Source organism: Burkholderiales bacterium, from assembly GCA_023511995.1.
GTDB lineage: Bacteria > Pseudomonadota > Gammaproteobacteria > Burkholderiales > Thiobacteraceae > Thiobacter.
The window spans coordinates 150,926-176,764 of the sequence record JAIMAL010000002.1 but is presented as its reverse complement, the minus strand read 5'-3'; the positions used below and the strand labels follow the sequence as shown (position 1 = coordinate 176,764).

At 65.5% G+C, this 25,839-nt stretch carries 22 protein-coding genes and 1 tRNA gene; 15 read left to right on the top strand and 8 right to left on the bottom strand.

The window, feature by feature from the left end; all coding sequences use genetic code 11:
- The 11 genes from K6T56_02310 to K6T56_02260 all read left to right on the top strand — a co-directional run.
- Nucleotides 1–76, top strand: a 76-nt coding sequence (locus K6T56_02310) for an elongation factor Tu (GenBank protein MCL6555176.1), incomplete at its 5' end; no start/stop codon positions are given.
- A 46-nt stretch (nt 77–122) separates the two neighbouring features.
- Nucleotides 123–198, top strand: a tRNA-Trp gene (locus tag K6T56_02305).
- A gap of 89 nt (nt 199–287) precedes the next feature.
- Entirely contained in the window at nt 288–635 is a 348-nt protein-coding gene (gene secE / locus K6T56_02300; GenBank protein ID MCL6555175.1) for a preprotein translocase subunit SecE, read from the top strand.
- Nucleotides 635–1,168 carry a transcription termination/antitermination protein NusG gene (gene nusG, locus K6T56_02295; GenBank protein MCL6555174.1) on the top strand — a complete coding sequence of 178 codons (534 nt, stop codon included), beginning with the start codon at nt 635–637 and terminating at the stop codon, nt 1,166–1,168. Before secE ends, nusG begins: the two co-directional genes overlap by 1 nt.
- Nucleotides 1,169–1,312: 144 nt before the next feature.
- Nucleotides 1,313–1,744 carry a 50S ribosomal protein L11 gene (rplK, locus tag K6T56_02290; protein ID MCL6555173.1) on the top strand — a complete coding sequence of 144 codons (432 nt, stop codon included), beginning with the start codon at nt 1,313–1,315 and terminating at the stop codon, nt 1,742–1,744.
- A 1-nt stretch (nt 1,745) separates the two neighbouring features.
- Nucleotides 1,746–2,441 (top strand): 50S ribosomal protein L1, encoded by a 696-nt coding sequence (gene rplA / locus K6T56_02285; protein ID MCL6555172.1) that lies wholly within the window; start codon nt 1,746–1,748, stop codon nt 2,439–2,441.
- Between the two features lie 366 nt (nt 2,442–2,807).
- The gene (gene rplJ, locus K6T56_02280; GenBank protein ID MCL6555171.1) at nt 2,808–3,332 is read left to right on the top strand and encodes a 50S ribosomal protein L10; all 525 of its coding nucleotides are present in this window, start codon (nt 2,808–2,810) and stop codon (nt 3,330–3,332) included.
- Between the two features lie 33 nt (nt 3,333–3,365).
- Nucleotides 3,366–3,749, top strand: coding sequence for a 50S ribosomal protein L7/L12 (rplL, locus tag K6T56_02275; GenBank protein MCL6555170.1), 384 nt, complete (start codon nt 3,366–3,368; stop codon nt 3,747–3,749).
- A gap of 160 nt (nt 3,750–3,909) precedes the next feature.
- Nucleotides 3,910–7,986, top strand: coding sequence for a DNA-directed RNA polymerase subunit beta (gene rpoB / locus K6T56_02270; protein MCL6555169.1), 4,077 nt, complete (start codon nt 3,910–3,912; stop codon nt 7,984–7,986).
- Between the two features lie 108 nt (nt 7,987–8,094).
- Nucleotides 8,095–12,297 (top strand): DNA-directed RNA polymerase subunit beta', encoded by a 4,203-nt coding sequence (gene rpoC / locus K6T56_02265; GenBank protein ID MCL6555168.1) that lies wholly within the window; start codon nt 8,095–8,097, stop codon nt 12,295–12,297.
- A 115-nt stretch (nt 12,298–12,412) separates the two neighbouring features.
- On the top strand, nt 12,413–14,665 hold the full coding sequence (locus K6T56_02260) for a VanZ family protein (GenBank protein ID MCL6555167.1): 2,253 nt from the start codon (nt 12,413–12,415) through the stop codon (nt 14,663–14,665).
- Here the strand turns inward: K6T56_02260 and K6T56_02255 are convergent.
- Together K6T56_02255 and K6T56_02250 are read right to left on the bottom strand one after the other, a co-directional pair.
- Nucleotides 14,549–15,589, bottom strand: a complete 1,041-nt coding sequence (locus tag K6T56_02255) for a VanZ family protein (protein MCL6555166.1) — start codon at nt 15,587–15,589, stop codon at nt 14,549–14,551. The genes K6T56_02260 and K6T56_02255 overlap by 117 nt on opposite strands.
- On the bottom strand, nt 15,586–15,939 hold the full coding sequence (locus tag K6T56_02250; GenBank protein MCL6555165.1) for an NAD-dependent epimerase/dehydratase family protein: 354 nt from the start codon (nt 15,937–15,939) through the stop codon (nt 15,586–15,588). The genes K6T56_02255 and K6T56_02250 overlap by 4 nt, the downstream gene beginning before the upstream one ends.
- A 46-nt stretch (nt 15,940–15,985) precedes the next feature.
- Between K6T56_02250 and K6T56_02245 the strand changes: the two genes are divergently transcribed.
- Both K6T56_02245 and cysC read left to right on the top strand, forming a co-directional pair.
- Entirely contained in the window at nt 15,986–16,960 is a 975-nt protein-coding gene (locus tag K6T56_02245) for an acetyltransferase (GenBank protein MCL6555164.1), read from the top strand.
- Nucleotides 16,961–16,968: 8 nt separating this feature from the next.
- A complete protein-coding gene (cysC, locus tag K6T56_02240) occupies nt 16,969–18,633 on the top strand; it encodes an adenylyl-sulfate kinase (GenBank protein MCL6555163.1) in 1,665 nt (554 codons plus the stop codon).
- 63 nt (nt 18,634–18,696) lie between these two features.
- Here cysC and K6T56_02235 read toward each other — a convergent pair whose 3' ends face one another.
- Nucleotides 18,697–19,290, bottom strand: coding sequence for a VPLPA-CTERM sorting domain-containing protein (locus tag K6T56_02235; protein MCL6555162.1), 594 nt, complete (start codon nt 19,288–19,290; stop codon nt 18,697–18,699).
- A 304-nt stretch (nt 19,291–19,594) separates the two neighbouring features.
- Here K6T56_02235 and K6T56_02230 point away from each other — a divergent pair, with 304 nt between their 5' ends.
- Nucleotides 19,595–20,044: an EVE domain-containing protein gene (locus K6T56_02230; protein ID MCL6555161.1), complete on the top strand. Its 450-nt coding sequence runs from the start codon at nt 19,595–19,597 to the stop codon at nt 20,042–20,044.
- Between the two features lie 25 nt (nt 20,045–20,069).
- Complete coding sequence (locus tag K6T56_02225) at nt 20,070–20,867, top strand: sulfite exporter TauE/SafE family protein (protein ID MCL6555160.1); 798 nt, start codon at nt 20,070–20,072, stop codon at nt 20,865–20,867.
- A gap of 8 nt (nt 20,868–20,875) precedes the next feature.
- Here the strand turns inward: K6T56_02225 and K6T56_02220 are convergent, their stop codons facing one another.
- The 5 genes from K6T56_02220 to K6T56_02200 all read right to left on the bottom strand — a co-directional run bounded on the left by K6T56_02220 (nt 20,876) and on the right by K6T56_02200 (nt 25,825).
- A complete protein-coding gene (locus K6T56_02220) occupies nt 20,876–21,229 on the bottom strand; it encodes a S24 family peptidase (GenBank protein MCL6555159.1) in 354 nt (117 codons plus the stop codon).
- A gap of 37 nt (nt 21,230–21,266) precedes the next feature.
- Nucleotides 21,267–22,451 (bottom strand): outer membrane protein transport protein, encoded by a 1,185-nt coding sequence (locus K6T56_02215; GenBank protein MCL6555158.1) that lies wholly within the window; start codon nt 22,449–22,451, stop codon nt 21,267–21,269.
- Nucleotides 22,452–22,474: 23 nt separating this feature from the next.
- On the bottom strand, nt 22,475–24,322 hold the full coding sequence (locus tag K6T56_02210; protein ID MCL6555157.1) for an AMP-binding protein: 1,848 nt from the start codon (nt 24,320–24,322) through the stop codon (nt 22,475–22,477).
- A 189-nt stretch (nt 24,323–24,511) separates the two neighbouring features.
- Nucleotides 24,512–25,390, bottom strand: a complete 879-nt coding sequence (locus tag K6T56_02205; protein ID MCL6555156.1) for a phosphoribosylaminoimidazolesuccinocarboxamide synthase — start codon at nt 25,388–25,390, stop codon at nt 24,512–24,514.
- A gap of 3 nt (nt 25,391–25,393) precedes the next feature.
- Nucleotides 25,394–25,825 carry a phosphate-starvation-inducible PsiE family protein gene (locus tag K6T56_02200; GenBank protein MCL6555155.1) on the bottom strand — a complete coding sequence of 144 codons (432 nt, stop codon included), beginning with the start codon at nt 25,823–25,825 and terminating at the stop codon, nt 25,394–25,396.
- Between the last annotated feature and the right edge of the window lie 14 nt (nt 25,826–25,839).

Genomic DNA, 25,839 nt, shown 5'->3' with positions numbered 1-25,839 from the left:
AGAGGGTTTGCGTTTTGCCATCCGCGAGGGTGGGCGGACGGTGGGCGCCGGCGTGGTGTCGAAAATCATCGAGTGAGAAGGCGGCGCGGCCCTGCGGCCGCGCCATGTTGCAAACGGCATTCAGGCCAGTAGCTCAATTGGCAGAGCGGCGGTCTCCAAAACCGCAGGTTGGGGGTTCGAGACCCTCCTGGCCTGCCAGACACACCGGCGCGGCGGCCACCGCTTCCGGGAAACAGGCGACGCCGCCGGTTGCCCGTTGAAGCGCCACCGCGCCCGAGGCTTAAGTCATGGCAGACAGAATCAAACTGGCCCTGGCGGGCCTTGCCATCGTGGCGGGGCTCGTCGGGTTTTATGCATTGGCCAACCAGCCCCTGGTGCTGCGCGTGCTCTCCGTCATTGGCGGGGTGGCGGCGGCGGCCGTGGTGGGCTGGTTCACCGAGCCGGGGCGCCAGTTTGTGGTCTTCGCCCGGGAGTCCGTCGCCGAGGCCAAGCGTGTGGTCTGGCCCACCCGCAAGGAAGCCATGCAGACCACGGGGGTGGTGTTCGTTTTCGTGGTCCTCATGGCGCTGTTCATCTTCGTGGTGGACGTGTCGCTTTCCGCAATCGTGCGCATGTTGATGGAACGGGGAAGCTGATGGCCAAACGCTGGTACGTGGTGCACACCTATTCCGGCTTCGAGAAGAGTGTCAAGCGGGCCCTCGAGGAACGCATCAAGCGCGCCCACATGGAGGACAAGTTCGGCCAGATCCTGGTGCCCGTGGAAGAAGTGGTGGAGATGAAGGGCGGCCAAAAGCGCACCAGCGAACGCAAGTTCTTCCCGGGTTATGTGCTGGTGGAAATGGAAATGGACGATGCCACCTGGCACCTGGTGAAGAGCGTGCCCAAGGTCACCGGCTTCGTCGGCGGCTCCGCCGCCAAGCCCACCCCCATCAGCGAGAAGGAAGTGCAGGCGCTGATGCAGCAGATCCAGGAAGGCGTGGAAAAACCCAAGCCCAAGGTCCTCTTCGAGGTAGGCGAGGCGGTGCGGGTGACGGAAGGCCCCTTCGCCGACTTCCACGGCAACGTGGAAGAGGTCAATTACGACAAGAACAAGCTGCGGGTGTCGGTGATGATCTTTGGCCGTTCCACCCCCGTGGAGCTGGATTTCAGCCAGGTGGAAAAGGCCTGAGGCACACCGCAGGCTGCGCGCGAGGCGCGGCCCAGCAGGGTGTGGCGTATTCGGGCAGGCCGGAAGCCCTGATTCCGGCACGAGGAGCGCGAGCCGGCTTGCCGGCCGTGCGTTTGGACTCACTTCAAGCAAAGGAAAGCCATCATGGCAAAGAAAATCGTCGGCTACATCAAGCTCCAGGTGCCGGCGGGCAAGGCCAATCCCTCGCCCCCCATCGGCCCTGCGCTGGGCCAGCGCGGCCTCAACATCATGGAATTCTGCAAGGCCTTCAATGCCCAGACCCAGGGCATGGAGCCCGGCCTGCCGATTCCCGTGGTGATCACCGCCTACGCGGACAAATCCTTCACCTTCGTGCTCAAGACGCCGCCCGCCAGCGTGCTCCTGAAGAAGGCGGCGAAGGTGGAGAAGGGCTCCAGCAAGCCCCACACCGACAAGGTGGGCCGCATCACCCGCGCCCAGGCCGAGGAAATCGCCAAAATGAAAATGCCCGATCTCACCGCCGCCGATCTGGAGGCCGCGGTGCGCACCATTGCCGGCAGCGCCCGCAGCATGGGCATCGAAGTGGAGGGAGTCTGACATGGCGAAGATTTCCAAACGCCGCCAGGCCATCCTGGCCAAGGTGGACCGCACCAAGGCCTATCCCGTGGACGAGGCGCTGAAACTGGTGAAGGAAACCGCCACTGCCAAATTCGACGAGTCGGTGGATGTGGCGGTGAATCTGGGGGTGGATGCGCGCAAATCCGATCAGCTCGTGCGCGGCTCCCTGGTGCTGCCCAAGGGCACCGGCAAGAAGGTGCGGGTGGCGGTCTTCGCCCAGGGTCCGGCCGCCGAAGCGGCGAAGGAAGCGGGGGCCGACGTGGTGGGCTTCGATGATCTCGCCGCCCGGATCAAGGAAGGCTGGCTGGAATTCGACGTGGTCATCGCCACCCCCGATTCCATGCGGGTGGTGGGCCAGTTGGGCCAGATTCTCGGTCCGCGGGGGCTGATGCCCAATCCCAAGGTGGGCACCGTCACCCCCAACGTGGCGGAGGCGGTGAAAAATGCCAAGGCGGGTCAGGTGCAGTTCCGCACCGATAAGGCCGGCATCGTCCATTGCACCATTGGCCGCGCCTCCTTCCCGCCCGAGGATCTGAAGGCGAATCTCCTGGCCCTGGTGGAGGCGCTCAACAAAGCCAAGCCGGCTGCCGCCAAGGGGGTGTATCTCAAGCGCATCGCCGTCTCCAGCACCATGGGGGTGGGCGTGAAGGTGGACCAGGGGTCGCTGACCGCCTGAGGTGCGCCCCGCCTGCCTGCCGCGCGGCGCAGGCAGACGCGGCCGAACAGGGGAAGGGAAAAGACTTTGGGCCCGGTCACTCGACTGGTCGCCGCATCTCCGCCGGTTACCGACCGCAACTCCGGTAACCGGCGGGGATCGGCGGCCGGGTTGGGTGAACGGGGTTATCAAAGACCGTAGGTGTCCGTGAGGACTCAATGGAAGGCGAAGGGAAACGGGCACAGGGTGCTGCCGCTCCCACCAGCCGGAAGCCTACGCAGATGGCGTACCCAAGACAGGATGATCGTTGTGCAAGCGATGTTCTCCTATCGGAAGGTCGCCGATTCGCGGTGAGTTCAAGCCGCATTCGACGTAAGGAGTAAGACCGTGGCTCTCAATCTGCAGAAGAAGCAAGAGGTCGTGGCCGAGGTGAGCGAGCAGGTGGCGCGCGCCCAGGCCATCATCCTCGCTGAGTACCGCGGCCTGGGAGCGGGGGACATGACGGTACTGCGGGCGAAAGCGCGCAATGCCGGCGTGTACTTCCGCGTGCTGAAGAACACGCTGGCCCGGCGCGCCGTGGCGAACACGCCGTTTGCTCCCCTGGCGGAGAAAATGGTGGGTCCGCTGGCGTTTGCGATTTCCGCCGATCCGGTGGCCGCCGCAAAAGTGCTCGACGAGTTTGCCAAGAGCAACGAAAAACTCGTGATCAAGGGGGGTGCGCTGCCCAACACGATCATGGGGCCGAAGGAGGTGGCAAGCCTTGCCGCCCTGCCTTCGCGCGAGGAGCTTCTGGCGAAACTGATGGGCACCATGCAGGCGCCCATCGCCCAGTTCGTGCGGACGCTCAACGAAGTGCCGGCACGGTTCGTGCGCACGCTGGCGGCGATCCGTGACAGCAAACAGGCTGCCTGAATCAACCTTTTCGAATCTTGACTGGAGAACATCATGGCCGTATCCAAAGCTGAAATCCTCGATGCCCTTGCCAACATGAGCGTGCTGGAGCTGTCCGAGCTCATCAAGGAAATGGAGGAAAAATTCGGTGTGTCCGCCGCGGCTGCCGCCGTGGCCGTGGCCGCCGCCCCTGCTGCCGGTAGCGCTGCCGCCCCGGCGGAAGAAAAGACCGACTTCAGCGTCGTGCTCACCGCAGCCGGCGAGAAGAAGGTGGAAGTGATCAAGGTGGTGCGTGCCATCACCGGTCTCGGTCTGAAAGAGGCCAAGGACCTGGTGGACGGTGCGCCCAAGCCCGTGAAGGAAGGCATTCCCAAGGCCGAAGCCGAGGCGATCGCCAAGCAGCTCACGGAAGCCGGCGCCACTTGCGAAATCAAGTAAGCGCGGCCACTGCGGCGGATGGCTGGCAACCCGTCAGGGTCGCCGGCCTTTTGCCGCTTCTGGAGCCGAAATCAGAACTGAGCGGATGGCGTCCGCTCACTTGTGATTTCGCCGGGCTGCCCGCCCGGGCCGATTTCCGCTTGCCTCTACCGGAGATGCCATGACCTACTCTTTCGCCGAGAAGAAACGTATCCGCAAGAGCTTCGCCAAGCGTCCCAGCGTGCTCGACGTGCCTTACCTGCTCGCCATGCAGCTGGATTCCTACCGCTCGTTCCTGCAGGCCGACGTGCCGCCCGAGGAGCGCAAGGTGGAGGGGCTGGAGGCGGCGTTCCGCTCCATCTTCCCGATCGTTTCCCATTCCGGCAATGCGCGTCTCGAATACGTGAGCTATACCCTGGGCGATCCCCCCTTCGACGTCAAGGAGTGCCAGCAGCGCGGCCTCACCTATGCTGCGCCCCTGCGGGCCAAGGTGCGCCTGGTGATCATGGACAAGGAGGCGTCCAAGCCCACGGTCAAGGAAGCCAAGGAGCAGGAGGTCTATTTCGGCGAAATCCCGCTCATGACCAACAACGGTTCCTTCATCATCAACGGCACCGAGCGGGTAATCGTCTCCCAACTGCACCGCTCGCCGGGGGTGTTCTTCGAGCACGACCGGGGCAAGACCCATTCCTCCGGCAAGCTCCTCTTCTCCGGGCGCATCATCCCCTATCGCGGCTCCTGGCTCGATTTCGAGTTCGATCCCAAGGATTACGTCTATTTCCGCGTCGACCGGCGGCGCAAGATGCCGGTCACCATCCTGCTCAAGGCGCTGGGCTACACGCCGGAACAGATCCTGCAGATTTTCTTCCAGTTCGACACCTTCCATCTGACCAAGAAGGGCATTGAATTCGAACTCGTGCCCGAGCGCCTGCGGGGCGAGATCGCGCGTTTCGACATCGCGGCCAAGGGTAAGGTCATCGTGCCCAAGGACAAGCGGATTACCGTCAAGCACATCCGCGAGATGGAGGCGGCGGGCCTCAAGAAAATGATCGTGCCGGAGGATTTCCTCATTGGCCGTGTGCTCGCGACCAATGTCATCGACAAGGAAACCGGCGAGCTCATCGCCCGCGCCAATGACGAGATCACCGAGGAGGTGCTGAAGAAGCTCATGGCCGCGGGCATCGACACCATCCAGACCCTCTACACCAACGATTTGGACCACGGCCCCTACATCTCGCAGACCCTGCGCATCGACGAGACGGCCGACACCATGGCCGCGCGTGTGGCCATCTACCGCATGATGCGGCCCGGTGAGCCGCCGACGGAGGAAGCGGTGGAGACCCTCTTCAACCGCCTCTTCTTCTCCGAGGAAACCTACGACCTGTCCAAGGTGGGGCGGATGAAGTTCAACCGCCGTGTGGGCCGCAGCGAGCTCACCGGCCCCGGTACCCTGACGCCGGAGGACATCGTGCAGGTGATCCACCTCCTGGTGGAGCTCCGAAACGGCCGCGGCGAGGTGGACGACATCGACCACCTGGGCAACCGGCGCGTGCGCTCGGTGGGTGAGCTCGCGGAAAACCAGTTCCGTGCTGGCCTGGTGCGGGTGGAACGCGCGGTGCGCGAGCGGCTGGCGCAGGCGGAGTCGGAAAACCTCATGCCCCACGATCTCATCAATGCCAAGCCGGTATCGGGGGCGGTGAAGGAATTTTTCGGCTCCAGCCAGCTTTCCCAGTTCATGGACCAGACCAACCCGCTGTCCGAGATCACCCACAAGCGGCGGGTGTCGGCCCTGGGTCCGGGGGGCCTGACCCGGGAGCGGGCGGGCTTCGAGGTGCGCGACGTGCATCCGACCCACTACGGCCGCGTCTGTCCGATCGAGACGCCGGAAGGCCCCAACATCGGCCTCATCAATTCGCTCGCGCTTTATGCACGCACCAACGAATATGGCTTCCTGGAAACGCCCTACCGCAAGGTCGTGAATGGCCGGGTCACCGATGAGATCGAGTACCTGTCGGCCATCGAGGAGGGCCAGTACGTCATCGCCCAGGCCAACGCCGAGCTGGACAAGAACGGCCGCTTCAAGGAGGAATACGTCTCCTGCCGGCACCGCAACGAGTTCACCATGGCGCCGCGGGAGAACGTGCAGTACATGGACGTGGCGCCGGCGCAGATCGTCTCGGTGGCCGCCTCCCTCATTCCCTTCCTTGAGCACGACGACGCCAACCGGGCGTTGATGGGTTCCAACATGCAGCGCCAGGCGGTGCCCTGCCTGCGTCCGGAAAAGCCGCTGGTGGGCACCGGCATCGAGCGTACCGCCGCGGTTGATTCCGGCACCGTGGTCACCGCGGTACGGGGGGGCGTGGTGGACTATGTGGATGCCACCCGTATCGTGGTGCGCGTCAACGATGACGAGACCGCCCCCGGCGAGGTGGGCGTGGACATTTACAGCCTGACCAAATTCACCCGTTCCAACCAGAACACCAACATCAACCAGCGGCCGCTGGTCCGCATCGGGGATGTGATCCAGCGAGGGGATGTGATCGCCGACGGCGCCTCCACCGACACCGGGGAGCTCGCCTTGGGGCAGAACATGTTCGTCGCCTTCATGCCCTGGAACGGCTACAACTTCGAGGACTCCATCCTCATCAGCGAGCGCGTGGTCGCGGACGACCGCTACACCTCCATCCACATCGAGGAACTGTCGGTGGTGGCGCGGGATACCAAGCTGGGTCCGGAGGAGATCACCCGCGACATCCCCAATCTGTCGGAGCGCATGGCGGCGCGGCTCGACGAGTCGGGCATCGTCTATATCGGTGCCGAGGTGCAGGCGGGCGATGTGCTGGTGGGCAAGGTCACACCCAAGGGCGAAACGCAGCTCACCCCGGAGGAAAAACTGCTGCGCGCCATCTTCGGCGAGAAGGCCTCCGACGTGAAGGACACCAGCCTGCGGGTGCCGTCCGGCATGTCCGGCACGGTGATCGACGTGCAGGTCTTCACCCGCGAGGGCATCGAGCGGGACAAACGCGCGGCGCAGATCATCGACAGCATGCTCAACGAGTACAAGAAGGACCTCGCCGACCGCATGCGTATCGTCGAGGATGACACCTTCGGCCGCATCGAGCGCCTGCTCATCGGCAAGGTGGCCAACGGCGGACCGAAGAAGCTCGCCAAGGGAACGAAGATCACCAAGAAATACCTGGAGGAGCTCAACCGCTACGAGTGGTTCGATATCCGGCTCGCCAACGAGGAGGCCGCGCAGCAGCTCGAGCGCCTCAAGGAAAGCCTGGAGGCCAAGCGCCGCGAATTCGACCAGATGTTCGCCGAGAAGAAGAAAAAGCTCACCTCCGGTGACGAGCTGCCGCCCGGCGTGCTGAAAATGGTCAAGGTCTATCTCGCCGTCAAGCGCCGGCTACAGCCCGGTGACAAGATGGCGGGGCGCCATGGCAACAAGGGGGTCATCTCCAAGATCGTGCCGGTGGAAGACATGCCCTACATGGAGGACGGCACGCCGGTGGACATCGTGCTCAATCCGCTGGGGGTGCCCTCCCGCATGAACGTGGGCCAGATTCTCGAAACCCACCTGGGCTGGGCGGCCAAGGGACTGGGGCAGAAAATCGCCAAAATGCTGGAAGACGCCGAGAACGTCACCGTGGCGGAGCTGCGCAAGTATCTGGAGAAGATTTACAACCGCACCGGCCGTCCGGAACGTCTCGATCTGCTCACCGACAAGGAGATCGTCGAGCTGGCAGTCAACCTCCGCGATGGCGTGCCCTTCGCCTCGCCGGTGTTCGACGGCGCCACGGAAGAGGAGATCAAGGACATGCTGGAGCTCGCCGGCCTGCCCCGTTCCGGTCAGGTCACCCTCTACGACGGTCGCACCGGCGAACCCTTCGAGCGGCCCGTCACCGTGGGCTACATGCACATGCTGAAGCTGCACCACCTGGTGGACGACAAGATGCATGCGCGTTCCACCGGTCCCTACAGCCTGGTCACCCAGCAGCCGCTGGGCGGCAAGGCGCAGTTCGGTGGCCAGCGCTTCGGCGAAATGGAGGTGTGGGCGCTGGAGGCCTACGGCGCCGCCTATACGCTGCAGGAAATGTTGACGGTCAAGTCCGACGACGTCACCGGCCGCACCAAGGTGTACGAAAACATCGTCAAGGGCGACCACCGCATCGATGCCGGCATGCCCGAGTCCTTCAACGTGCTGGTGAAGGAAATCCGCTCGCTGGCCATCGACATCGATCTGGAGCGGGATTGAGTCATAGGGGAATGAGCCAACAGCAGGTTTGACCAGGACGGGGCGTGTTCGGGGAAAAGGGTTTTCGGCTCCCTCACCTCACCACCGTCCTCTGAAACGGAGTGTCACATGAAAGCACTGCTCGATTTGTTCAAACAGGTCACCCAGGAAGAGGAATTCGATGCCATCCGCATCGCCCTCGCATCGCCGGACAAAATCCGCTCCTGGTCCTATGGTGAGGTGAAGAAACCGGAGACCATCAACTACCGCACCTTCAAGCCGGAGCGGGATGGCCTCTTCTGCGCCAAGATTTTCGGCCCGGTGAAGGATTACGAGTGTCTGTGCGGCAAGTACAAGCGCTTGAAGCACCGGGGCGTCATCTGCGAGAAATGCGGCGTTGAGGTGACCCTGGCCAAGGTGCGGCGGGAACGCATGGGCCACATCGAACTGGCGAGCCCCGTGGCCCATATCTGGTTCCTCAAGTCCCTGCCGTCGCGGCTGGGGATGGTGCTGGACATGCCCCTGCGCGACATCGAGCGGGTGCTCTATTTCGAGGCCTACGTGGTCATTGATCCGGGCATGACGCCCCTCGACCGCGGCCAGCTTTTGAGCGAGGACGATTATCTCGCCAAGGTCGAGGAATACGGCGATGAATTCAAGGCGGCCATGGGCGCGGAAGGTATCCGCGATCTGCTGCGCGCCATCGACATCAACGCCGAAGTGGAAAAGCTGCGGGCCGAGCTCGCCGGCACCACCTCCGACACCAAGCTGAAGAAAATCGCCAAGCGGCTCAAGGTGCTGGAAGCCTTCCAGCGTTCCGGCGTGCGCCCGGAATGGATGATCCTGGAGGTGCTGCCAGTGCTGCCGCCGGAGCTGCGGCCGCTGGTGCCCCTGGATGGCGGACGTTTCGCCACCAGCGACCTCAATGATCTCTACCGGCGCGTCATCAACCGCAACAACCGCTTGAAGCGGCTTCTGGAGCTCAAGGCGCCGGAGATCATCGTCCGCAACGAAAAGCGCATGCTGCAGGAGGCGGTGGATTCCCTGCTGGACAACGGCCGGCGGGGCAAGGCCATGACCGGCGCCAACAAGCGGCCGCTGAAGTCCCTCGCCGACATGATCAAGGGCAAGGGCGGCCGCTTCCGCCAGAACCTCCTGGGCAAGCGGGTGGACTATTCGGGTCGTTCCGTGATCGTGGTCGGCCCGCAACTGAAGCTGCACCAGTGTGGTCTGCCGAAGAAAATGGCGCTGGAGCTGTTCAAGCCCTTCATCTTCCACAAGCTGGAGGTGCAGGGGTTGGCCACCACCATCAAGGCGGCCAAGCGCATGGTGGAACAGGAAACGCCGGAAGTGTGGGACATCCTGGAGGAGGTGATCCGCGAGCATCCGGTGCTCCTCAACCGGGCGCCCACCCTGCACCGCCTGGGCATCCAGGCCTTCGAGCCGGTGCTCATCGAGGGCAAGGCCATCCAGCTCCATCCCCTGGTGTGTGCGGCATTCAACGCCGACTTCGACGGCGACCAGATGGCGGTGCACGTGCCGCTGTCGCTGGAAGCGCAGATGGAGGCGCGCACCCTGATGCTGTCCTCCAACAACGTGCTTTCGCCCGCCAATGGTGACCCCATCATCGTCCCCTCCCAGGACATCGTGCTGGGGCTCTACTACATGACGCGGGAGCGCATCAATGCGCGGGGCGAGGGCATGTATTTCGCCGACGTGGCGGAAGTCTCCCGCGCCTATGAGAGCCGTCAGGTGGACCTGCACGCGCGGATCACGGTGCGCATCAAGGAATACGAAATCGGCCCCGATGGGGAAAAAATCGAGAAAATCACCCGCTACAACACCACCGTGGGCCGGGCGCTTCTGTCCGAGATCCTGCCGCCGGGGCTGCCCTTCGAGCTGGTGAACAAGACGCTCAAGAAAAAGGAAATCTCCAAGCTCATCAACGCCAGCTTCCGCCGCGTGGGCCTGCGGGAGACGGTGATTCTCGCCGACAAGCTCATGTACACCGGCTTTTCCTTCGCCACCCGCGCCGGCATCTCCTTCTGTGTGGACGACATGCTGGTGCCCCAGGAAAAGCAGGCCATCCTCGCCGCGGCCGAAGAGGAGGTGAAGGAGATCGAGCGGCAGTACGCCTCCGGCCTGGTCACCCAGGGCGAGCGCTACAACAAGGTGGTGGATATCTGGGGTCGCGCCGGTGACGTGGTGGCCAAGGCGATGATGGAACAGTTGGGCAGCGAGGAGGTGATCGACCGCGAGGGCAGGAAGGTGAAGCAGGAGTCCTTCAACTCCATCTACATGATGGCGGACTCCGGCGCCCGGGGTTCGGCGGCGCAGATCCGGCAGCTTGCCGGCATGCGGGGCCTGATGGCCAAGCCCGACGGCTCCATCATCGAAACCCCCATCACGGCCAACTTCCGTGAAGGGCTGAATGTGCTGCAGTACTTCATCTCCACCCACGGTGCCCGCAAGGGCCTTGCCGATACGGCACTGAAGACCGCCAACTCGGGTTATCTCACCCGCCGCCTGGTGGACGTGACCCAGGACCTGGTGATCACCGAACAGGATTGCGGCACCGAGAATGGCGTGTCCATGAAGGCCCTGATCGAAGGCGGCGAGGTGGTGGAGCCGCTGCGGGAGCGCATCCTCGGCCGCGTGGCCGCGGTGGACATCATCAGCCCCGACACCGGTGCCGTGCTCTTCCCGGCGGGGACGCTGCTCAACGAGGACGTGGTGGATGCCATCGAGGCGGCGGGCATCGACGAGGTCAAGGTGCGCACGCCGCTCACCTGCGAAACCCGCTATGGGCTATGCGCCCAGTGCTATGGGCGCGATCTGGCGCGGGGCAGCCTGGTCAACGTGGGCGAGGCGGTGGGCGTGATCGCCGCCCAGTCCATCGGCGAGCCGGGCACCCAGCTCACCATGCGCACCTTCCACATCGGCGGTGCCGCCTCGCGCGCCGCGGTGGCGAGCCAGATCGAAGTCAAGTCCAATGGGACGGTGCGCTTCGGTCCCACCATGCGCTATGTCACCAATGCCCGCGGCGAGCAGGTGGTCATCTCCCGCACCGGCGAGCTCATGGTGCAGGACGAATCCGGGCGCGAGCGGGAGCGGCACAAGGTCCCCTACGGCGCGACCCTGCACGTGCTCGACGGCGCCGCGGTGAAGGCAGGCAAGGTGGTGGCAAGCTGGGACCCCCATACCCGTCCCATCATCACCGAGTATGCCGGCCGGGTCCATTTCGAGAACGTGGAAGAGGGGGTGACCGTCGCCAAGCAGATCGACGAGGTGACCGGCCTGTCCACCCTGGTGGTGATCGACCCCAAACGGCGCGGTATCACCACCAAGGGCCTGCGCCCGCAGGTGAAACTGCTGGATGCCGAGGGCAAGGAGGTGAAGCTCGCCAATTCCGAAACCCCGGTCAGCATCAGTTTCCCGGTGGGCGCCATCATCACCGTGCGCGATGGCCAGGAGGTGGCGGTGGGCGAGGTGCTGGCGCGCATTCCCCAGGAAACCTCCAAGACCCGGGACATCACCGGCGGTCTGCCGCGGGTGGCCGAGCTCTTCGAGGCGCGCACGCCCAAGGATGCCGGCATGCTGGCGGAGGTCACCGGCACGGTCTCCTTCGGCAAGGACACCAAGGGCAAGCAGCGCCTCATCATCACCGACCTCGATGGCGTCGCCCACGAATACCTGATTCCCAAGGACAAGCACGTCACCGTGCACGAGGGGCAGGTGGTGAACAAGGGCGAGATGATCGTCGATGGTCCGCCCGATCCCCACGACATCCTGCGGCTTTTGGGGGTGGAAGCGCTCGCCCGCTACATCACCGACGAGGTGCAGGATGTCTATCGCCTGCAGGGGGTGCGTATCAATGACAAACACATCGAGGTCATCGTGCGGCAGATGTTGCGGCGGGTGAACATCACCGATCCGGGCGATACCCGCTTCATCCAGGGTGAGCAGGTGGAACGCGCCGAGGTGCTGCAGGAGAACGATCGCGTGATCGCCGAAGGCAAACGCCCCGCCAGCTTCGAATACGTGTTGCTGGGGATCACCAAGGCGTCCCTCTCCACGGATTCCTTCATCTCGGCGGCCTCCTTCCAGGAGACCACCCGCGTGCTCACCGAGGCCGCCATCATGGGCAAGCGCGACGAGCTGCGCGGCCTGAAGGAAAACGTCATCGTTGGTCGGCTCATCCCCGCGGGCACCGGTCTTGCCTACCACCGCAACCGCAAGCGGCAGAAACTGGGCCTCGATGCGGTGACCGGCACCACCGAGATCACCCTCAACGAAGAGGGGACCGGCTCCGGCCAGGAAGAAGTGGCGTAGGCGGCAGGGGGCCGGTTGACCTGCCCACCGCGGCCCGCGCGGTGGGCGTTTTCGTCCCCCTTTGGACGGGCAGGGGTCCTCGCGGGCGGGCCGTCGAGCTGGGAGGATGGCTGGCATGAAGCGCCCCCCGACACTTTTCTGGGCGGCCCTCGCCTACACCGCCTTCGTCGTCTATGGCAGCCTCGTGCCCCTGGATTTCCGGCCGCTGCCCTGGGAAGAGGCGGTGGCGCGGCTGCGCGCCATTCCCTGGCTCAATCTGGGCGTGGGCGCCCGCGCCGACTGGGTGGCCAATGTCCTCCTTTTCATCCCGTTGAGCTTTCTTTGGCTGGGACTGGCGTGGCACGGTGCGTCCAATGCCCGGCGCCTCCTGGCAAGTCTTATCGTCTTCGCCGCTGCCGTTTTGCTTTCGGCGGCCATCGAATTCACCCAGCTCTTCTTCCCCCCTCGCACCGTCTCCCTCAATGACCTGGCGGCGGAAAGCCTGGGCGCCTTGCTGGGTATCCTCGCCTGGTGGCGCCTGGGTCCCCCTTTGCTGCTTTGGCTTCAAACATGGCGCAATGTCCACGGCCCCCTGGAGAAGAGTGAGCGCTGGCTTGCAGTGTGGCTTGCGGGGCTCTTCCTCTATAACCTCTTGCCCCTGGACCTCACCCTGAGCCCGGTGGAGCTCTATCACAAGTACAAGGAGGGGCGGGTTTTGCTGCGGCCCTTCGCCGGCCTGCCCCATGAGCCCGTCGCCGCCGCCTGGGAACTTGCCACCGATGTGGCCCTGTGGTTGCCTGCCGCCTGGCTGTGGCGGGCAGCGGGCGCCTCCCGGGCGCGCGCCGTGGCTTCCACGGTGGCCGCGGCCACCCTGCTGGAATTCCTGCAACTGTGGGTCTGGAGCCGGGTGTCCGATGTGACCGACATCCTCACCGCGACCCTCGGCGCATTCCTGGGGGCGGGACTCGCCCGCCCGGGCCGGCCCGGCCTTCCCCCTCTTGCCCGTGGCCCGGCCCTCACCCTGGCCTTCCTCTGGCTGGGGCTGGTCGTGGCCGTCTTCTGGTATCCCTTCGACTTCCGTCTCGATGCCCCCCGGCTCGCCCGGGAAGCAGCAGGCCTCCTCCGGGTGCCCTTTGCCCTTTATTACTTCGGCACGGAATTCCGCGCGGTCACGGAAGTGCTCCACAAGGTGTTGTTTTTCCTCCCCCTGGGCTTTCTTCTCGGGACGGCGTGGGGCCGGCGGGCGGCCTTGGTCCTCGGCGCCCTGGGCGCCGCGGCGGTGGAGGGGGGGCAGCTTTTCCTGCCGGGCAAGCACGCCGATTTCACCGACTGGCTCCTGGAGGCGGGCGGCGTGGCCTTGGGGGCGGCGCTGGCGCCGGCTGCAGGGGGTCAAGTGCTCCGCCGGGCCCCCTCTGTTCGCCGCCGTCCCGGTTTCGTCCTGGGCCTTTGGCTTGCGTTCACCCTCGGCGGTCTCTTTGCCAGCCGCTTGAGCCCTCTGCCCTACAACGTGCGAGAACTCTTCGCAAGTGACCACCCGCTTCTTTCCTCGGCTCTGCTGAGCCTGCTTCTCCTTTGGGGGGCGGGGCTGCCGGTGGCGGTGGCGCGGCTCGCCCGCACTTCCCCCCATCCTTTCCGCCTTTTCCTTTTCGCACTGCCCCTTCACGGCCTGGTGGGCTATTTCCTGCTGCGGCTTGCCGTGCCCCTGGAGGCCCTGGACGACATCCTCGGCAGCCCCAGCCTCGGCTGGCCCTGGGAGTGGGAGCGCCTGGGCCGTTTCCTGGGGCTTGCCGCCGCTTCGGCTGCGGCAGTCTTCGGCGCGGCGCTGATGGTCTTCGGCGCCCCACGGCCCCTGCGCTGGCTGTGGGGGGCGCTGCTTTTCCCCCTGCTTTTGCTGGCCTATGCCGTGGTGGTGCTCGCCGCTAATACCGACAACCTCACCGAGCTCCTCGCCCATGGGGGGCGTCTGGATGCTTTCCTCTGGGTCTGGCTTGCCGGCTTTTTCACCTCCCTCGCCGGATACGGGGTGGCCCGCTGGGCCGGGACGGGGCGTCCGCGCTGGGTGCCGGCGGCGATCCTCGCGGCGGCCGGCCTCACCTGGGGCGCGCTAACGCTGGGGCTGGAATCGGTGGTGGTGAAATACGGGCAGGTGTTCTCGGCGCTGCAGTTCCTGTTGAGCCGGGACCGCAGTCACTATGCGGCGGGGGGTGAGCTTGTGCTCCGCTTCACCCTGGCCTGGACGCTGGCGGTGGCGCTGCTTGCCCTCGTGGCGGGCTCAGTGGCGCGGGTCGTGGGTGATGGCCGCGTGCACGCCCAGATAGAGCGCGGCAAGCCACGGCCAGGCCACGGCGGCGAGGGCCGCGAAACCCGTGACGTTGAAATGGCGCGCTGAGCCGTCGAGGGGCATAGGCCCGGCCAGCAGCGCGGCAAGGAGCGCCAGGGCCAGGGCGAACCCCGCCGGCCCCCAGCGGGCGGCGGGCCCGGCAGCCTGCAAAAGACGCGCGGCGGACAGCGCCCCGGCGGCCATCCCGCCGGCCAGTTCCAGGGAAAAGAGCCGCGGCGTGACGTGCCACTTCACCAAGGTGGTGGCGGCGAGGAACTTGCCGGCAAGGAAAAGCGCGCCGCCAAGGAGCAGCAGAAGTCCAAGCGGTGGCGGCTGCCGCAGGACGCTCGCGAGGACGCTTGTCAGCACCACGTATTCCACCGCGTAGAGGGCGGCGAGCGCCGGCTCGATGCGTTCCGGCGCCTGCGCCACTTCCCACAGGGGCAGAAAGCCCGTCTTCAGATGCCCGGCGATGAGGGAGGGCGGATCGAGGGAGAACTGGGGCAAAAGCCACAGGGCCAGGAGCAAAAGCCCGAGGGTAGCAAGATGCCCCGACGCAAACCAGCGCACGCGCAGGGCGAGAAGCCACCGCCCCGGCGAGCGCCGGCGGCGGGCCAGTCCATAGATCACCGCGCCCAACAGCGCCCCCAGGGTGTTGGTGGCGATGTCGAGATTGGAGGCGACACGCTCCGGCACGAAGAGCTGGCCGCATTCCAGCGCGGTGGACAGCGCCAGCGCCAGAAGGGAGATCAGGGGCAGCGCCCGCCGCAGCCGCCGCCGCGCGGTGAGGTGACGGGCGGCGAGGAAACCGAAGGGGACATAGATCAGCACGTTGGTGAGGAGATCGGTGCGGGTGACGAAGGCGGGCCAGGGCTGTAGGAGGAAGCGGAACTGCTCCGGCTGCGGCACACGCAGGGGATGCCAGGGATAGAGGCTGCCATAGACGAGGAGCGCCAGATAGAAAAAGAGCGCCCAGGGCAGCCGGCGGATCATGGGCGGCGGCATTCCCAGGCCCAGGCATGGGCGATGAGGGGGGCAAGGGCCGGATGTAGATACTTGAGGGCGAGCCAGTGGGCCTCGGCCAGGTCCGCCAGGTGCACGTCGTCGCGGATGCAGGTGCCATCGGAGGTGTCGTCGTCGCGACCGAACACACTCAGAGGGGGCAGTGGTCCCCTCGCCGCGGCCAGCGCCAAGGGGATGAGATGGGTTTCCGGCTCGTGGCCTTTCCCCAGAGGGCCGGCGGGATCCGCTCCCGCCACGTTGCGCTCCAGCAGCAGGGCCACCATGGGGGAGCCGATATCACCGGCCCCGCCAACGATAAGGAGGGAAAGGGAGGGCGCCATGGGGCCAAGTGTATAAGCAGCCCGTGATTCCCGCTAGAATGGCGCCATGCCCCACTATGACGTCTTCAACGGCGATGCCGACGGCATCTGCGCCCTGCACATGTTGCGGCTCGCCCATCCCCGGGACGCCCGGCTCATCACCGGCGTGAAGCGGGACATCGCGCTTCTTGCGCGGGTCAACGCCGGCGCGGGGGATTCCCTCACCGTGCTGGACATCTCCCTCGACAAAAACCGCGCCGCACTTTTGCGACTGCTGGAAGCCGGCGCCACGGTGGAATACTTCGATCATCACCAGGCGGGTGACATCCCCCTCCATCCCGGCTTGACCGCCCACATCGACACCGGCGCCGAATGGTGCACCAGCCTCATCGTCGATCGCCATCTCGAGGGTCGGTACCGCATCTGGGCGGTGGTGGCAGCCTTCGGCGACAACCTGGAGGAAGCGGCGCGGCGCGCGGCGGCGCCGCTTTCCCTCGCTGCGGCGCAACTGGCATTGCTGCGCGAGCTGGGTGAATGCCTCAACTACAACGCCTATGGCGAAAGTGTGGACGATCTCTACTATCACCCCGCAGAACTCTATCGCCTCGTTCACGCCCACACCGACCCCTTCACCTTCATGGAGCAGGAGAAGGCTTTCGTCCTCCTCCGGCAGGGCTATGCCCAGGACATGGAACGGGCGCAAGGCGCCCATCCCGTGTACGAATCGGAGGCGGGAGCCCTCTACGTCCTGCCGGACGAGGCCTGGGCGCGGCGGGTGTCGGGCGTGTTCGGCAATGCCCTGGCGAGCCGTTTCCCCGCCCGCGCCCACGCCATCCTCACCCGCAAGCCGGGTGGTTATCTGGTCTCCATCCGTGCGCCCCTCACCACGCGGCGGGGTGCCGATGAATTGGCCGGGCGCTTCGCCACCGGTGGCGGACGCAAGGGCGCGGCGGGCATCAACCATCTGCCGGAGGCGGAGCTTGCCCGCTTCATCGCCGAATTCGAGCGCGTCTTCGGCGGACAGGCTGAGGGGCAGGCGTGACAGGTGGCATGGAAACTTTGATTGCGCCATACGGTGGCAGACTCATCAACCTCATCGTGGATGAGGCCCGGGCCGCCGCGCTGCGGGAGGAGGCGCGGGATCTGCCCGACCTCGACCTGAGCCGCGAGGCACTGTGCGATCTGGAGCTCCTCCTCAATGGCGGCTATTCCCCCTTGGAAGGGTATTGCTCCCAGGCGGATTACTTCTCCATCCTCCGCGCCGGGCGGCTTACGGATGGCACCTGGTGGCCCTGGCCGGTGGTGCTGCGGCTTAATGCCAAGCGGGCGCAGGCGCTGGTGCCGGGCGGGCGCTATGCCCTGCGCGACCCGGAAGGCTTCATGCCCGCGGTGCTCACCGTGAGCGAAGTCTGGCCGGCGGACGAGGCCCTCGAGGCGGCGGTCCTCGGTCAGACCCTGGGCGGAGTGTGCGTGGGCGGCCGGGTGGAAGGCGTGGCGTTTCCGCCGCGGCACGATTTCCTTGACCTTAGGCTCGCTCCCGTTCAGCTTCGCGCCCTCTTCCAGCGGCGCGGCTACAAACGCGTCATCGCCTACCAGACGGCGCAGCCCGTACAGCGGGTGCACGAAGCCTTCGCCGTCGAGGCCTCCCTGGCGCGGGAAGCCAATCTCCTCGTGCATGGGGTGGCCGGCGTGCTGCCCCCCAATGAGGCGGAATATTTCGCCCGCGTGCGGGCCTGGCAGGCGGCGGTGAAACACCTGCCCCCCGCCTCCAGCCTGCTGAGCCTTCTACCCCTCGCCCAACTGCCCACGGGTCCGCGCGGGGTGATGCTGCGCGCCATCCTCGCCCGCAACTTCGGCGCCGCCCATCTCATCGTCGGCGGGGAGGACACCGGGGATACCCCCCTCCGGCGCGGCGCCGACATCGTCGCGGAGGTGGAGGAAAAGCTCGCTCCCACTCTCGACGCGGTGGAGGTGGAGCTCGTGCCTTTTCCCCGCATGCTCTACGTGGAGGAAAAAGACCAGTTCATGGGGGAGGAGGAAGTGCCGCCGGGTGCGCGCGCCTTCGCCTATTCCGCCGGGGAATTCCACCGCCGCCTCGACTGGGGGCTCGCCATCCCCGCCTGGCTGGCCTGGCCCGACGTGGCGGCGGCCCTGCAGCGCGCCCACCCGCCCCGTCACCAGCAGGGCTTCTGTGTTTTCTTTACCGGCCTATCCGGCGCAGGCAAATCTACCCTCGCCAAGGCACTGCAGATCAAGCTGCTGGAAATCACCGGGCGCCAGGTCACCCTGCTCGATGGCGACATCGTGCGCAAACACCTGTCCAGCGAGCTGGGTTTCTCCCGGGAACACCGGGAGATCAACGTGCGGCGCATCGGCTTCGTGGCAAGCGAAATCGTCAAACACCGCGGCATTGCCATCTCCGCCCCCATTGCCCCCTACCGGGAAAGCCGGCGTGCGGTGCGGGAGCTGATCCGCCAGTATGGCGGCTTCTTCGAGGTCTATGTCTCCACCCCCATCGAGGTGTGCGAGGCCCGCGACCGCAAGGGACTCTACGCGAAAGCCCGCGCCGGACTCATCCAGGCTTTCACCGGCGTATCCGACCCCTACGAGGTGCCGGCGCATCCGGAGCTTTCCCTCGACACGAGCCAGCTCACCGTGGACGAGGCGGTGCAGCGTATCCTTCTCACCCTGGAGCGGGAGGGGTATCTGCGTTGAGGAGGCCGGCAGGGTAAAGAAAAACCCGGCAGCAAGAACTGCCGGGTTTGCACACCCGCCCCGTCAGGCCGTCTGGCGGCGCCGAGCGGCCGCCAGACCCGCGAGGCCCAGACCCAGCAGCGCCAGGGAAGCGGGTTCGGGAACGCCGGGGTTCGGGTTGGAAGTGGCAAGGCATTCTCGCGTATCTTGCGCATTGACGCAGAGCACGGACTTGGCGAGTGTCACGAACCAGCCATCATTAGTTACATCGATTGAGATGCCGACTTTCAAGCCGTTCGTGATGTCGTCAAAGACACTCAAGGGCAGGGTGAACGTCGTGAAATTCCACATATTGTTTGCCCCCGCAAGGTAACCCAACGAAACCGGGCTGGCGCCATCGTAGGCAAAGATTTGGTCGCGCTCGCCCTGGCTGAAATCCACATCGAAGGCGCTGATGAGGAGGTATGCGGAGGTGATCGGCCCGGCGATGGGGTTGTGTGTCCAGTCCCAGTCCTGGCCGTTCCCGCGGTAATAGGGCGAGCTATACTTCTGGGGATCCGTGGGAACGAAATAACCCGTGGGTGCCTGAACGGTATCGATGATGGCCGCGGAGGCGGGAAGGCTCGCAAGCAACCCGGCCGCGCCCAGGAGGGCGGTGAGCAGTTTATTGCGGATCATGATTGGCTCCTTGGTTGGGGTGGCGAAAGGAGGGCACGCCCTCCATGACCTTGAAACGCAGTGCGTTCGCCAGTTCTTAAGCAACTGTCATGCCACAGTTGAAAAACCGTTTTTTATCAGGGAGATGCCAGTTTCCCGCGGAGAGGCGGCAGTGGGGAGTGTAAAAAAAACCGACATAGAGGGGCGCCCGCGGCGGGCACGAGGCTTTTGGTGCGCCCGCATTCCCTGATTCCCGTACAATCGCCACCGCCGCCAACGGGGTGGGAAGCGAAACCCGGCCCTGCGGCCGGATGAGGGAGGCGCAATGCGTTACTGGTTGATGAAGTCGGAGCCGTCGGAATACAGCATCGATGATCTCGCCCGCGACGGCACGGTGGCCTGGTTTGGCGTGCGCAACTATCAGGCGCGCAATTTCATGCGGGATCAGATGAAGCCCGGCGATCTGGCTTTCTTCTATCACTCGAGCTGCGCTGAGCCGGGTATTGCCGGCATCTGTGAGGTGTCGAAGGCGGCCTATCCCGATGCTACCCAGTTCGATCCCACGAGCAAGTATTACGACCCCAAGGCCACACCGGAGAAGCCCCGCTGGTTCAATGTGGAAGTGCGCTTCGTGCGCAAGACCCGCCTGGTTCCATTGAGCGAGTTGCGCGCCCATCCGGAGCTTGCCCACATGCGCATCCTGGCGCGGGGCAACCGGCTGTCCATCACGCCCGTCGATCCGCGGGAGTGGGCCTTTATCGAAAAGCTTTTGTGAGCGGTGGGGCGTGCTGACCGCCGACGTGCTCACCGAGTGGCTGGCCTACTCCATCCTGGGGGCTGCCGCGGGTTTCCTCGCGGGGCTGTTGGGGGTGGGGGGCGGCCTCATCATCGTCCCCGTGCTCACCTTCATTTTCACGGGGCTTCATTTTCCCGCCACACACGTGGTGCATCTGGCCCTGGGGACGTCCCTTGCCACCATCCTTTTCACTTCCATTTCCAGCCTGCGCGCCCATCACGCCCACGGCGCGGTGAACTGGCGCATCTGGCGGGGGATCACCCCCGGCATCGTCACCGGCACCCTGGCCGGCAGCGTGCTCGCGGCGTGGCTGTCCAGCGCCTTCCTCAAGGGGTTTTTTGTCGTCTTCCTTTTCTACGTGGGCACACAGATGCTCCTCGATATCCGGCCCAAGGCCTCCCGTGAGCTGCCGGGCCCCCTGGGGCTGTTCCTCGCCGGCAACGTGATCGGTGCCGTCTCGAGCCTGGTGGGGATTGGCGGTGGCACGCTTTCCGTGCCCTTCATGACCTGGTGCAACGTGAAGCTGCACGAAGCCATCGGCACCTCCGCCGCCATCGGCCTTCCCATCGCCGCGGCCGGTGCGGTGGGTTATGGGGTGAACGGGCTCTCGGTAACGGGGCTGCCGGCCGGCAGCCTCGGCTTCGTTTATCTGCCGGCGCTGGCCGCCATTGCCTTGGTGAGTGTGCTCACCGCGCCCCTGGGAGCGAAACTGGCCCACCGCCTGCCGGTGAAGAAACTCAAGCGCATTTTTGCCCTGCTGCTCTACGCCCTGGGCGTGCGCATGGCGTTGACCCTGGCTTGAGGGGCGGTTCAGGTGTAGCGCTTCATCTCCCGGCGGCGGCCGGGTTTTTTCTTGAGGATCACCACGCCGCGAATGGCCGAAGGGCCGGCGATGGTGAAGGAGGGGTATTTGGGGTTGAGGGCGTGCAGCGACCAGACCCCGTCGCGGATGCGAAGCTGGCGGAAATAGAACTCCCCCTCGTGTTCCGCGACGACGAAGGCGCCATCCCGCGCGAGGCCCTCCGGTTCGCAGACGATGATTTCCCCATGGTGGAATTCCGGCTCCATGTAGTCGTCCAGCACCATGAGGGCAAAGGGCTCCGCCCCGGCGCAGTGGCTCACTTCCGCCAGGGGGTTGATGGGAATGACTTTCTTGTCGCTCATGGGCCAAGCATAGCGCGGGCGATGCGGCGAATCCACCCTAGAAAGTGTGGGTGTATTGCAGGCCAAGAATGTCCACGCGGCTTTTGTAGGTGCCGGTCACGCCGTTGGCGATGGGCGCATCCTTGACGAAGAGGTGGCTCAAGGCGAAATCAAGGCTGTCGTGGTCGTTGAGGCGCAGACCCACGCCCGCGGCGAGCCACAGGCGGTCGTTATCCGGGATGCGCACGGTGCGGTGTTGCGCGTCGGGCACGGGGGTCTCGTCATAGCCGACACCCATGCGCAGCCGGGTCGTGGCCGAAAGCTGGTAATGGAGACCCAGGGAATAGCGGGTGGTGTCCTTCCAGCTTTCCGGGGTGGCCGCCAGTGTACTGCCGTTGGCGCGCACCACGCGCAGTTCCTGGAAACTGGACCAGCCGGTGCGGGCGATGTCGGCAAGCAGCGCCCAGCGTGGGGAGAGACGGTGATAAAGGCTCAGCGTCCAGGTGTCGGGCAGGAGGATGTCTGCGCTGCCACCGGTGTTCAGTGTTGGCATATTGCTGAACGTGATGTCCCCCGTGAGATGCTGTTTCACCCGGGAGCGGTAGGAAAGGCCCAGCCGGGTGTTTCCGTCCACTTCGTAGAGCAGGCCTGCGTTGTAGCCGTAACCCCAGTCGTCGCCCCGGATGGTCAACGTGCCGGGGCCGGGCGCGGGGACGAAACTGGTGAGCTCCGCCTCGATGTACATGGCGTTGAGGCCCAACCCCAGGGAAAGCTTGTCATTGAGCCGCCAGGCAACCGCGGGGTTGATATTGACGGTCTTCATTTCGGATTTGATGCCCTGGGCTTTGCCCACCCAGTTGGGGTCGTATTCGGTCTTGAGGCCGAAGGGGACGTTGATGCCGAGGCCAAACCAGAGGCTCGCGGTGATGGGCATGGCGTAGTAGAGATTGGGCACCAGGCTGAGTCCGCCGGCATCGCCGCCGTCCGCCGTGGCGGGATTGCCGTCATTGAATCGGACGCTGACGTCGATGGCGTGCAGCGAGGCGACGAGCTGCCGGCCCGGCAGGCGGGTCATGCCCGCCGGATTGAAGAAGAGGGTGCTCGCATTCTCGGCCACCGCGGCGCTGCCGGCGTAGGCGGAACCCTGGCCGTCGGCATTGGATTCGATCAGGCTGAAACCGGAGGCCTGAGCGGCGGTCGCAATGGCCAGGCCGAGACTGACAGTGAGCGGACGCAGTGACATGGTTTTTTCCTCCTGGTGGTGGGTTATCGGTCGGCGCGCAAATCCGCATAGAGAGCGGCGATGGCGTCGCGGTATTTTTCCGTGAGGGGACCCCGTTTCATTTTCAGCGTGGGCGTGAGCAGGCCATTGTCCACCGTCCATTCGTCGAGGGTGGCATGGACACGCCTTATCTGGGCATAGCCCGGGAAATCCCGCAGCCGTTCGCCGATGCGCGCCAGCAGGGCCTTCTGCACACGGCCATCCGTCAGCGCGGCGGGATCGGCGGGGTCGACTCCGAGCTCGCGGGCGAAGGCGGGCCAGTGCTCCCGGTCGAGGCTGGCCACGGCCACAAGACAAGGCCGGGCCTCACCCACCACCAGCACCTGGGCGAAGAGGGGATCGAGGGTGATGGCTGACTCCATGTCCGCCGGCGGCACCTTCTCGCCATTGGAGAGCACAATGATTTCCTTGATGCGGCCCACGATGTGGTAATGGCCGTATTCGTCCAGCCGCGCCTTGTCCCCCGTATGCAGCCAGCCCTCGGCGTCAATGGTGGCGCGGGTGGCCTCCTCATCAGCCCAATAGCCCTGCATGACGCAGCGGCTGCGGGTGAGCAGTTCCCCATCGTCGGCGAGGCGGACCTCCACATGGGGCAGGGGCAGGCCGATGCTTGCGGGAATGTTGGACTTGGGCCGGTTGACCGTGATCACGGGGCTGGTCTCGGTGAGCCCGTAACCCTGGTAGAGGGGCAGCCCCAGCCCGATGAAGACCCGCGCCAGGGTGGGCGAGAGGGCGGCGCCCCCGGAGACGGCGAAGCGCAGGCGTCCCCCGAAGCGGTTGATGAGGGGAGCGGCGATGCGTTTTTGCAGCAGCGGCCACAGCAGGAGTTTCGGCTGCCAGCGGGCACGACCCTGCTGCCATTCGAACCGATGCCAGCCCACCTCCACCGTGAGTTCGAAAAGCCAGCGGGCGATGGCCGGTTTCTTTTCCAGTGCATCGCGGATGCGGGCGTGGAAGCGCTCGTAGATGCGGGGCACGGAAATGAGCACGGTGGGCCGGATGGTCTCCAGATCGTGGGCAAGCAGCAGGACGGAGCGGGCATACGCGACCTCCGCGCCGAGGGCCATGGGCAGATAGACGCCTGCGGTGCGCTCCAGGGTGTGCGACATGGGTAGGAAGGAGAGAAAAACGTCGCTGGCGGAGAAGGGGCCGCAGTGCAGGGTGTACCAGATGTTCCACAGAATGTTGCCGTGGGAGAGCATCACCCCCTTGGGGCGGCCGGTGGTGCCGGAGGTGTAGACGATGGAGGCCAGGCTTTCGAGATTCACCGGTAGCGGCGGCGGCGGGGAGCCGCCCGCGGCAAGCCAGGCGTCGGCCACGACAAGCCGGGGGTCGCTGGGGCTGCCCGCCTCGGGGGGCGTGAGGCTCACCACCCGGCGCAGGCTCGGACTGCCGGCGAGGATGGCATCGAGTTTGCGGTGCTGCACCCGCCCTTCCACGAAAAGCAGGCGCGCCTGCGCATGCTCGAGAATGTAGGAGGCGTTTTCCGGGCGGTCGTCGAGATAAAGGGGCACCACGACGAGGCCCAGGCTCATGGCGGCGAGATCGAAGATCACCCAATGGGGTGAGTTGCGCAGCATCACCGCCACGCGGTCGCCGGGGGAGAACGCCTCCCGGGCGAGGGCGGCGCGATAGCGCGCCACTTCCTGCGCCACTTCGTTCCAGGTGAGTGTTTTCCAGGTCTCCTCGGCGTTATCGTAATAGCGGTAGGCGACCTTGTCCGGCATGGCCGCCACCCGCGCCGCGAAGAGCCCCGGCAGCGAGCCGGCCTCTTCCGGCGCAATGGCGGTGTCCGCCAGATATTCCGGAGGATCGCGGTAGGGTTCACGCATCCGGCACGGCCTCCTTCAGCGGACTCCGGCAGTGGATTCGCCAGCAAGCAGGTGCATGGGCTTCTCCCCGCAAACCCTCATGGCGCCCCGCCGCCCCGAATGGGGACGGGGAAACGCTTGCCGTTGTTTCCCGTCGCGGGGGCAACCCCAACCCTGACCACGCCCATGCGCTGCCACCCTGTCTGGCTTTCAGGTGAGACGACGCAAAGCTTCGCGGTATTTCTCCGCTGTCCTCGCGATCACCTCCGGGGGCAGGGAGGGCGGCGGCGGGGCCTTGTTCCAGCCGGATGCCTCCAGCCAGTCCCGCACATACTGCTTGTCGAAGCTGACCGGATTGGTTCCCGGCCGATAGTCCTCCGCCGGCCAGAAGCGCGAGGAATCCGGCGTCAGGGCCTCGTCGATGAGGTAGAGGATGCCGCAGCCATCGGTGCCGAATTCGAACTTGGTGTCGGCGATGATGATGCCCCGCGCCAGGGCATAGGCCGCCGCCTCCCGGTAGAGGGCAAGCGCCACCTCGCGCACGCGTTCCGCTGCCCCCGCGCCGATGAGTTCCGCCATGCGGGCAAAGGAGATGTTTTCGTCGTGGCTGCCCTGGGGGGCCTTGGTGGAAGGCGTGAACAGAGGCTCCGGCAGGCGGTCGGCCAGGCGCAGGCCGGCGGGCAGGGGAATGCCGCACACGCTGCCGGTGGCCTGGTATTCCTTCCAGGCGGAGCCCACCAGGTAGCCGCGGACGATGGCCTCGATGGGCAGCGGCGTGAGTCTGCGCACCACCAGGGCGCGGTTTTTCACCTGTCCCACCTCGTCCGCAGCCACCACCGATTCCGGGGCATCCTCCGTCAGATGGTTGGGCACGATGTGGCGGAGTTTGGCGAACCAGAAACGGGAAATGGCGGTGAGCACTTCCCCCTTGCCGGGGATGGGCTCCTTCATCACCACGTCGAAGGCGGATAGGCGGTCGGTGGTGACGATGAGGAGCCGTTTCGCATCCACTTCGTAGATGTCCCGCACCTTGCCCCGGTGCAACAGCGTGAGGCTTTTCAGGTCGGACTGGTAGAGGGGGTTCGTCATTTTTCAGCGTCCCGGCGGTCTGAGGGAGCGCAGCTCGGCGTGCGCATCATCCTGGGGATAAGGGTAACGGGTATGCCCATAGCGGATGGCCAGCACCGCCAGGGCCAGGAGCAGGATCGCCCCGGTGACCGCCAGCATGCGAAAGACATCCATTTCCTTCATGTCGAGGATGAGATAACGGGCCAGCGCCACCATGGCGATGTAAAGGGGGAAGCGCACGGGCAGTTTGCCGGAGCCGTAGTAGAGCCCCACCATGGTCAACACTTCGAGATAGATGAAAAGCAGCAGCAGGTCGGCAAGCCGCACGTGACGCGCCTCGATCATCACGCCCACCTCCTGGGCGGTGGCGATCACCGTCGCCACGGCAATGATGAACAGGCCCACATGCTCGATGAGGGCAAGCGCCCGTTTGTTCCAGTCGGCGAGTGGGTGCATGGGGGGGGAAACCT

What these genes read in the sequence shown, in the direction of transcription:
- K6T56_02230 (MCL6555161.1), top strand. Translation starts at nt 19,595, where the DNA reads ATGCGTTACTGGTTGATGAAGTCGGAGCCGTCGGAATACAGCATCGAT.
- secE (MCL6555175.1), top strand. Translation starts at nt 288, where the DNA reads ATGGCAGACAGAATCAAACTGGCCCTGGCGGGCCTTGCCATCGTGGCG.
- K6T56_02215 (MCL6555158.1), bottom strand. Translation starts at nt 22,451, where the DNA reads ATGTCACTGCGTCCGCTCACTGTCAGTCTCGGCCTGGCCATTGCGACC.
- K6T56_02210 (MCL6555157.1), bottom strand. Translation starts at nt 24,322, where the DNA reads ATGCGTGAACCCTACCGCGATCCTCCGGAATATCTGGCGGACACCGCC.
- K6T56_02205 (MCL6555156.1), bottom strand. Translation starts at nt 25,390, where the DNA reads ATGACGAACCCCCTCTACCAGTCCGACCTGAAAAGCCTCACGCTGTTG.
- K6T56_02200 (MCL6555155.1), bottom strand. Translation starts at nt 25,825, where the DNA reads ATGCACCCACTCGCCGACTGGAACAAACGGGCGCTTGCCCTCATCGAG.
- K6T56_02220 (MCL6555159.1), bottom strand. Translation starts at nt 21,229, where the DNA reads ATGAGCGACAAGAAAGTCATTCCCATCAACCCCCTGGCGGAAGTGAGC.
- nusG (MCL6555174.1), top strand. Translation starts at nt 635, where the DNA reads ATGGCCAAACGCTGGTACGTGGTGCACACCTATTCCGGCTTCGAGAAG.
- K6T56_02235 (MCL6555162.1), bottom strand. Translation starts at nt 19,290, where the DNA reads ATGATCCGCAATAAACTGCTCACCGCCCTCCTGGGCGCGGCCGGGTTG.
- cysC (MCL6555163.1), top strand. Translation starts at nt 16,969, where the DNA reads ATGGAAACTTTGATTGCGCCATACGGTGGCAGACTCATCAACCTCATC.
- K6T56_02245 (MCL6555164.1), top strand. Translation starts at nt 15,986, where the DNA reads ATGCCCCACTATGACGTCTTCAACGGCGATGCCGACGGCATCTGCGCC.
- K6T56_02255 (MCL6555166.1), bottom strand. Translation starts at nt 15,589, where the DNA reads ATGATCCGCCGGCTGCCCTGGGCGCTCTTTTTCTATCTGGCGCTCCTC.
- rpoB (MCL6555169.1), top strand. Translation starts at nt 3,910, where the DNA reads ATGACCTACTCTTTCGCCGAGAAGAAACGTATCCGCAAGAGCTTCGCC.
- rplK (MCL6555173.1), top strand. Translation starts at nt 1,313, where the DNA reads ATGGCAAAGAAAATCGTCGGCTACATCAAGCTCCAGGTGCCGGCGGGC.
- K6T56_02250 (MCL6555165.1), bottom strand. Translation starts at nt 15,939, where the DNA reads ATGGCGCCCTCCCTTTCCCTCCTTATCGTTGGCGGGGCCGGTGATATC.
- rplA (MCL6555172.1), top strand. Translation starts at nt 1,746, where the DNA reads ATGGCGAAGATTTCCAAACGCCGCCAGGCCATCCTGGCCAAGGTGGAC.
- rpoC (MCL6555168.1), top strand. Translation starts at nt 8,095, where the DNA reads ATGAAAGCACTGCTCGATTTGTTCAAACAGGTCACCCAGGAAGAGGAA.
- rplL (MCL6555170.1), top strand. Translation starts at nt 3,366, where the DNA reads ATGGCCGTATCCAAAGCTGAAATCCTCGATGCCCTTGCCAACATGAGC.
- K6T56_02260 (MCL6555167.1), top strand. Translation starts at nt 12,413, where the DNA reads ATGAAGCGCCCCCCGACACTTTTCTGGGCGGCCCTCGCCTACACCGCC.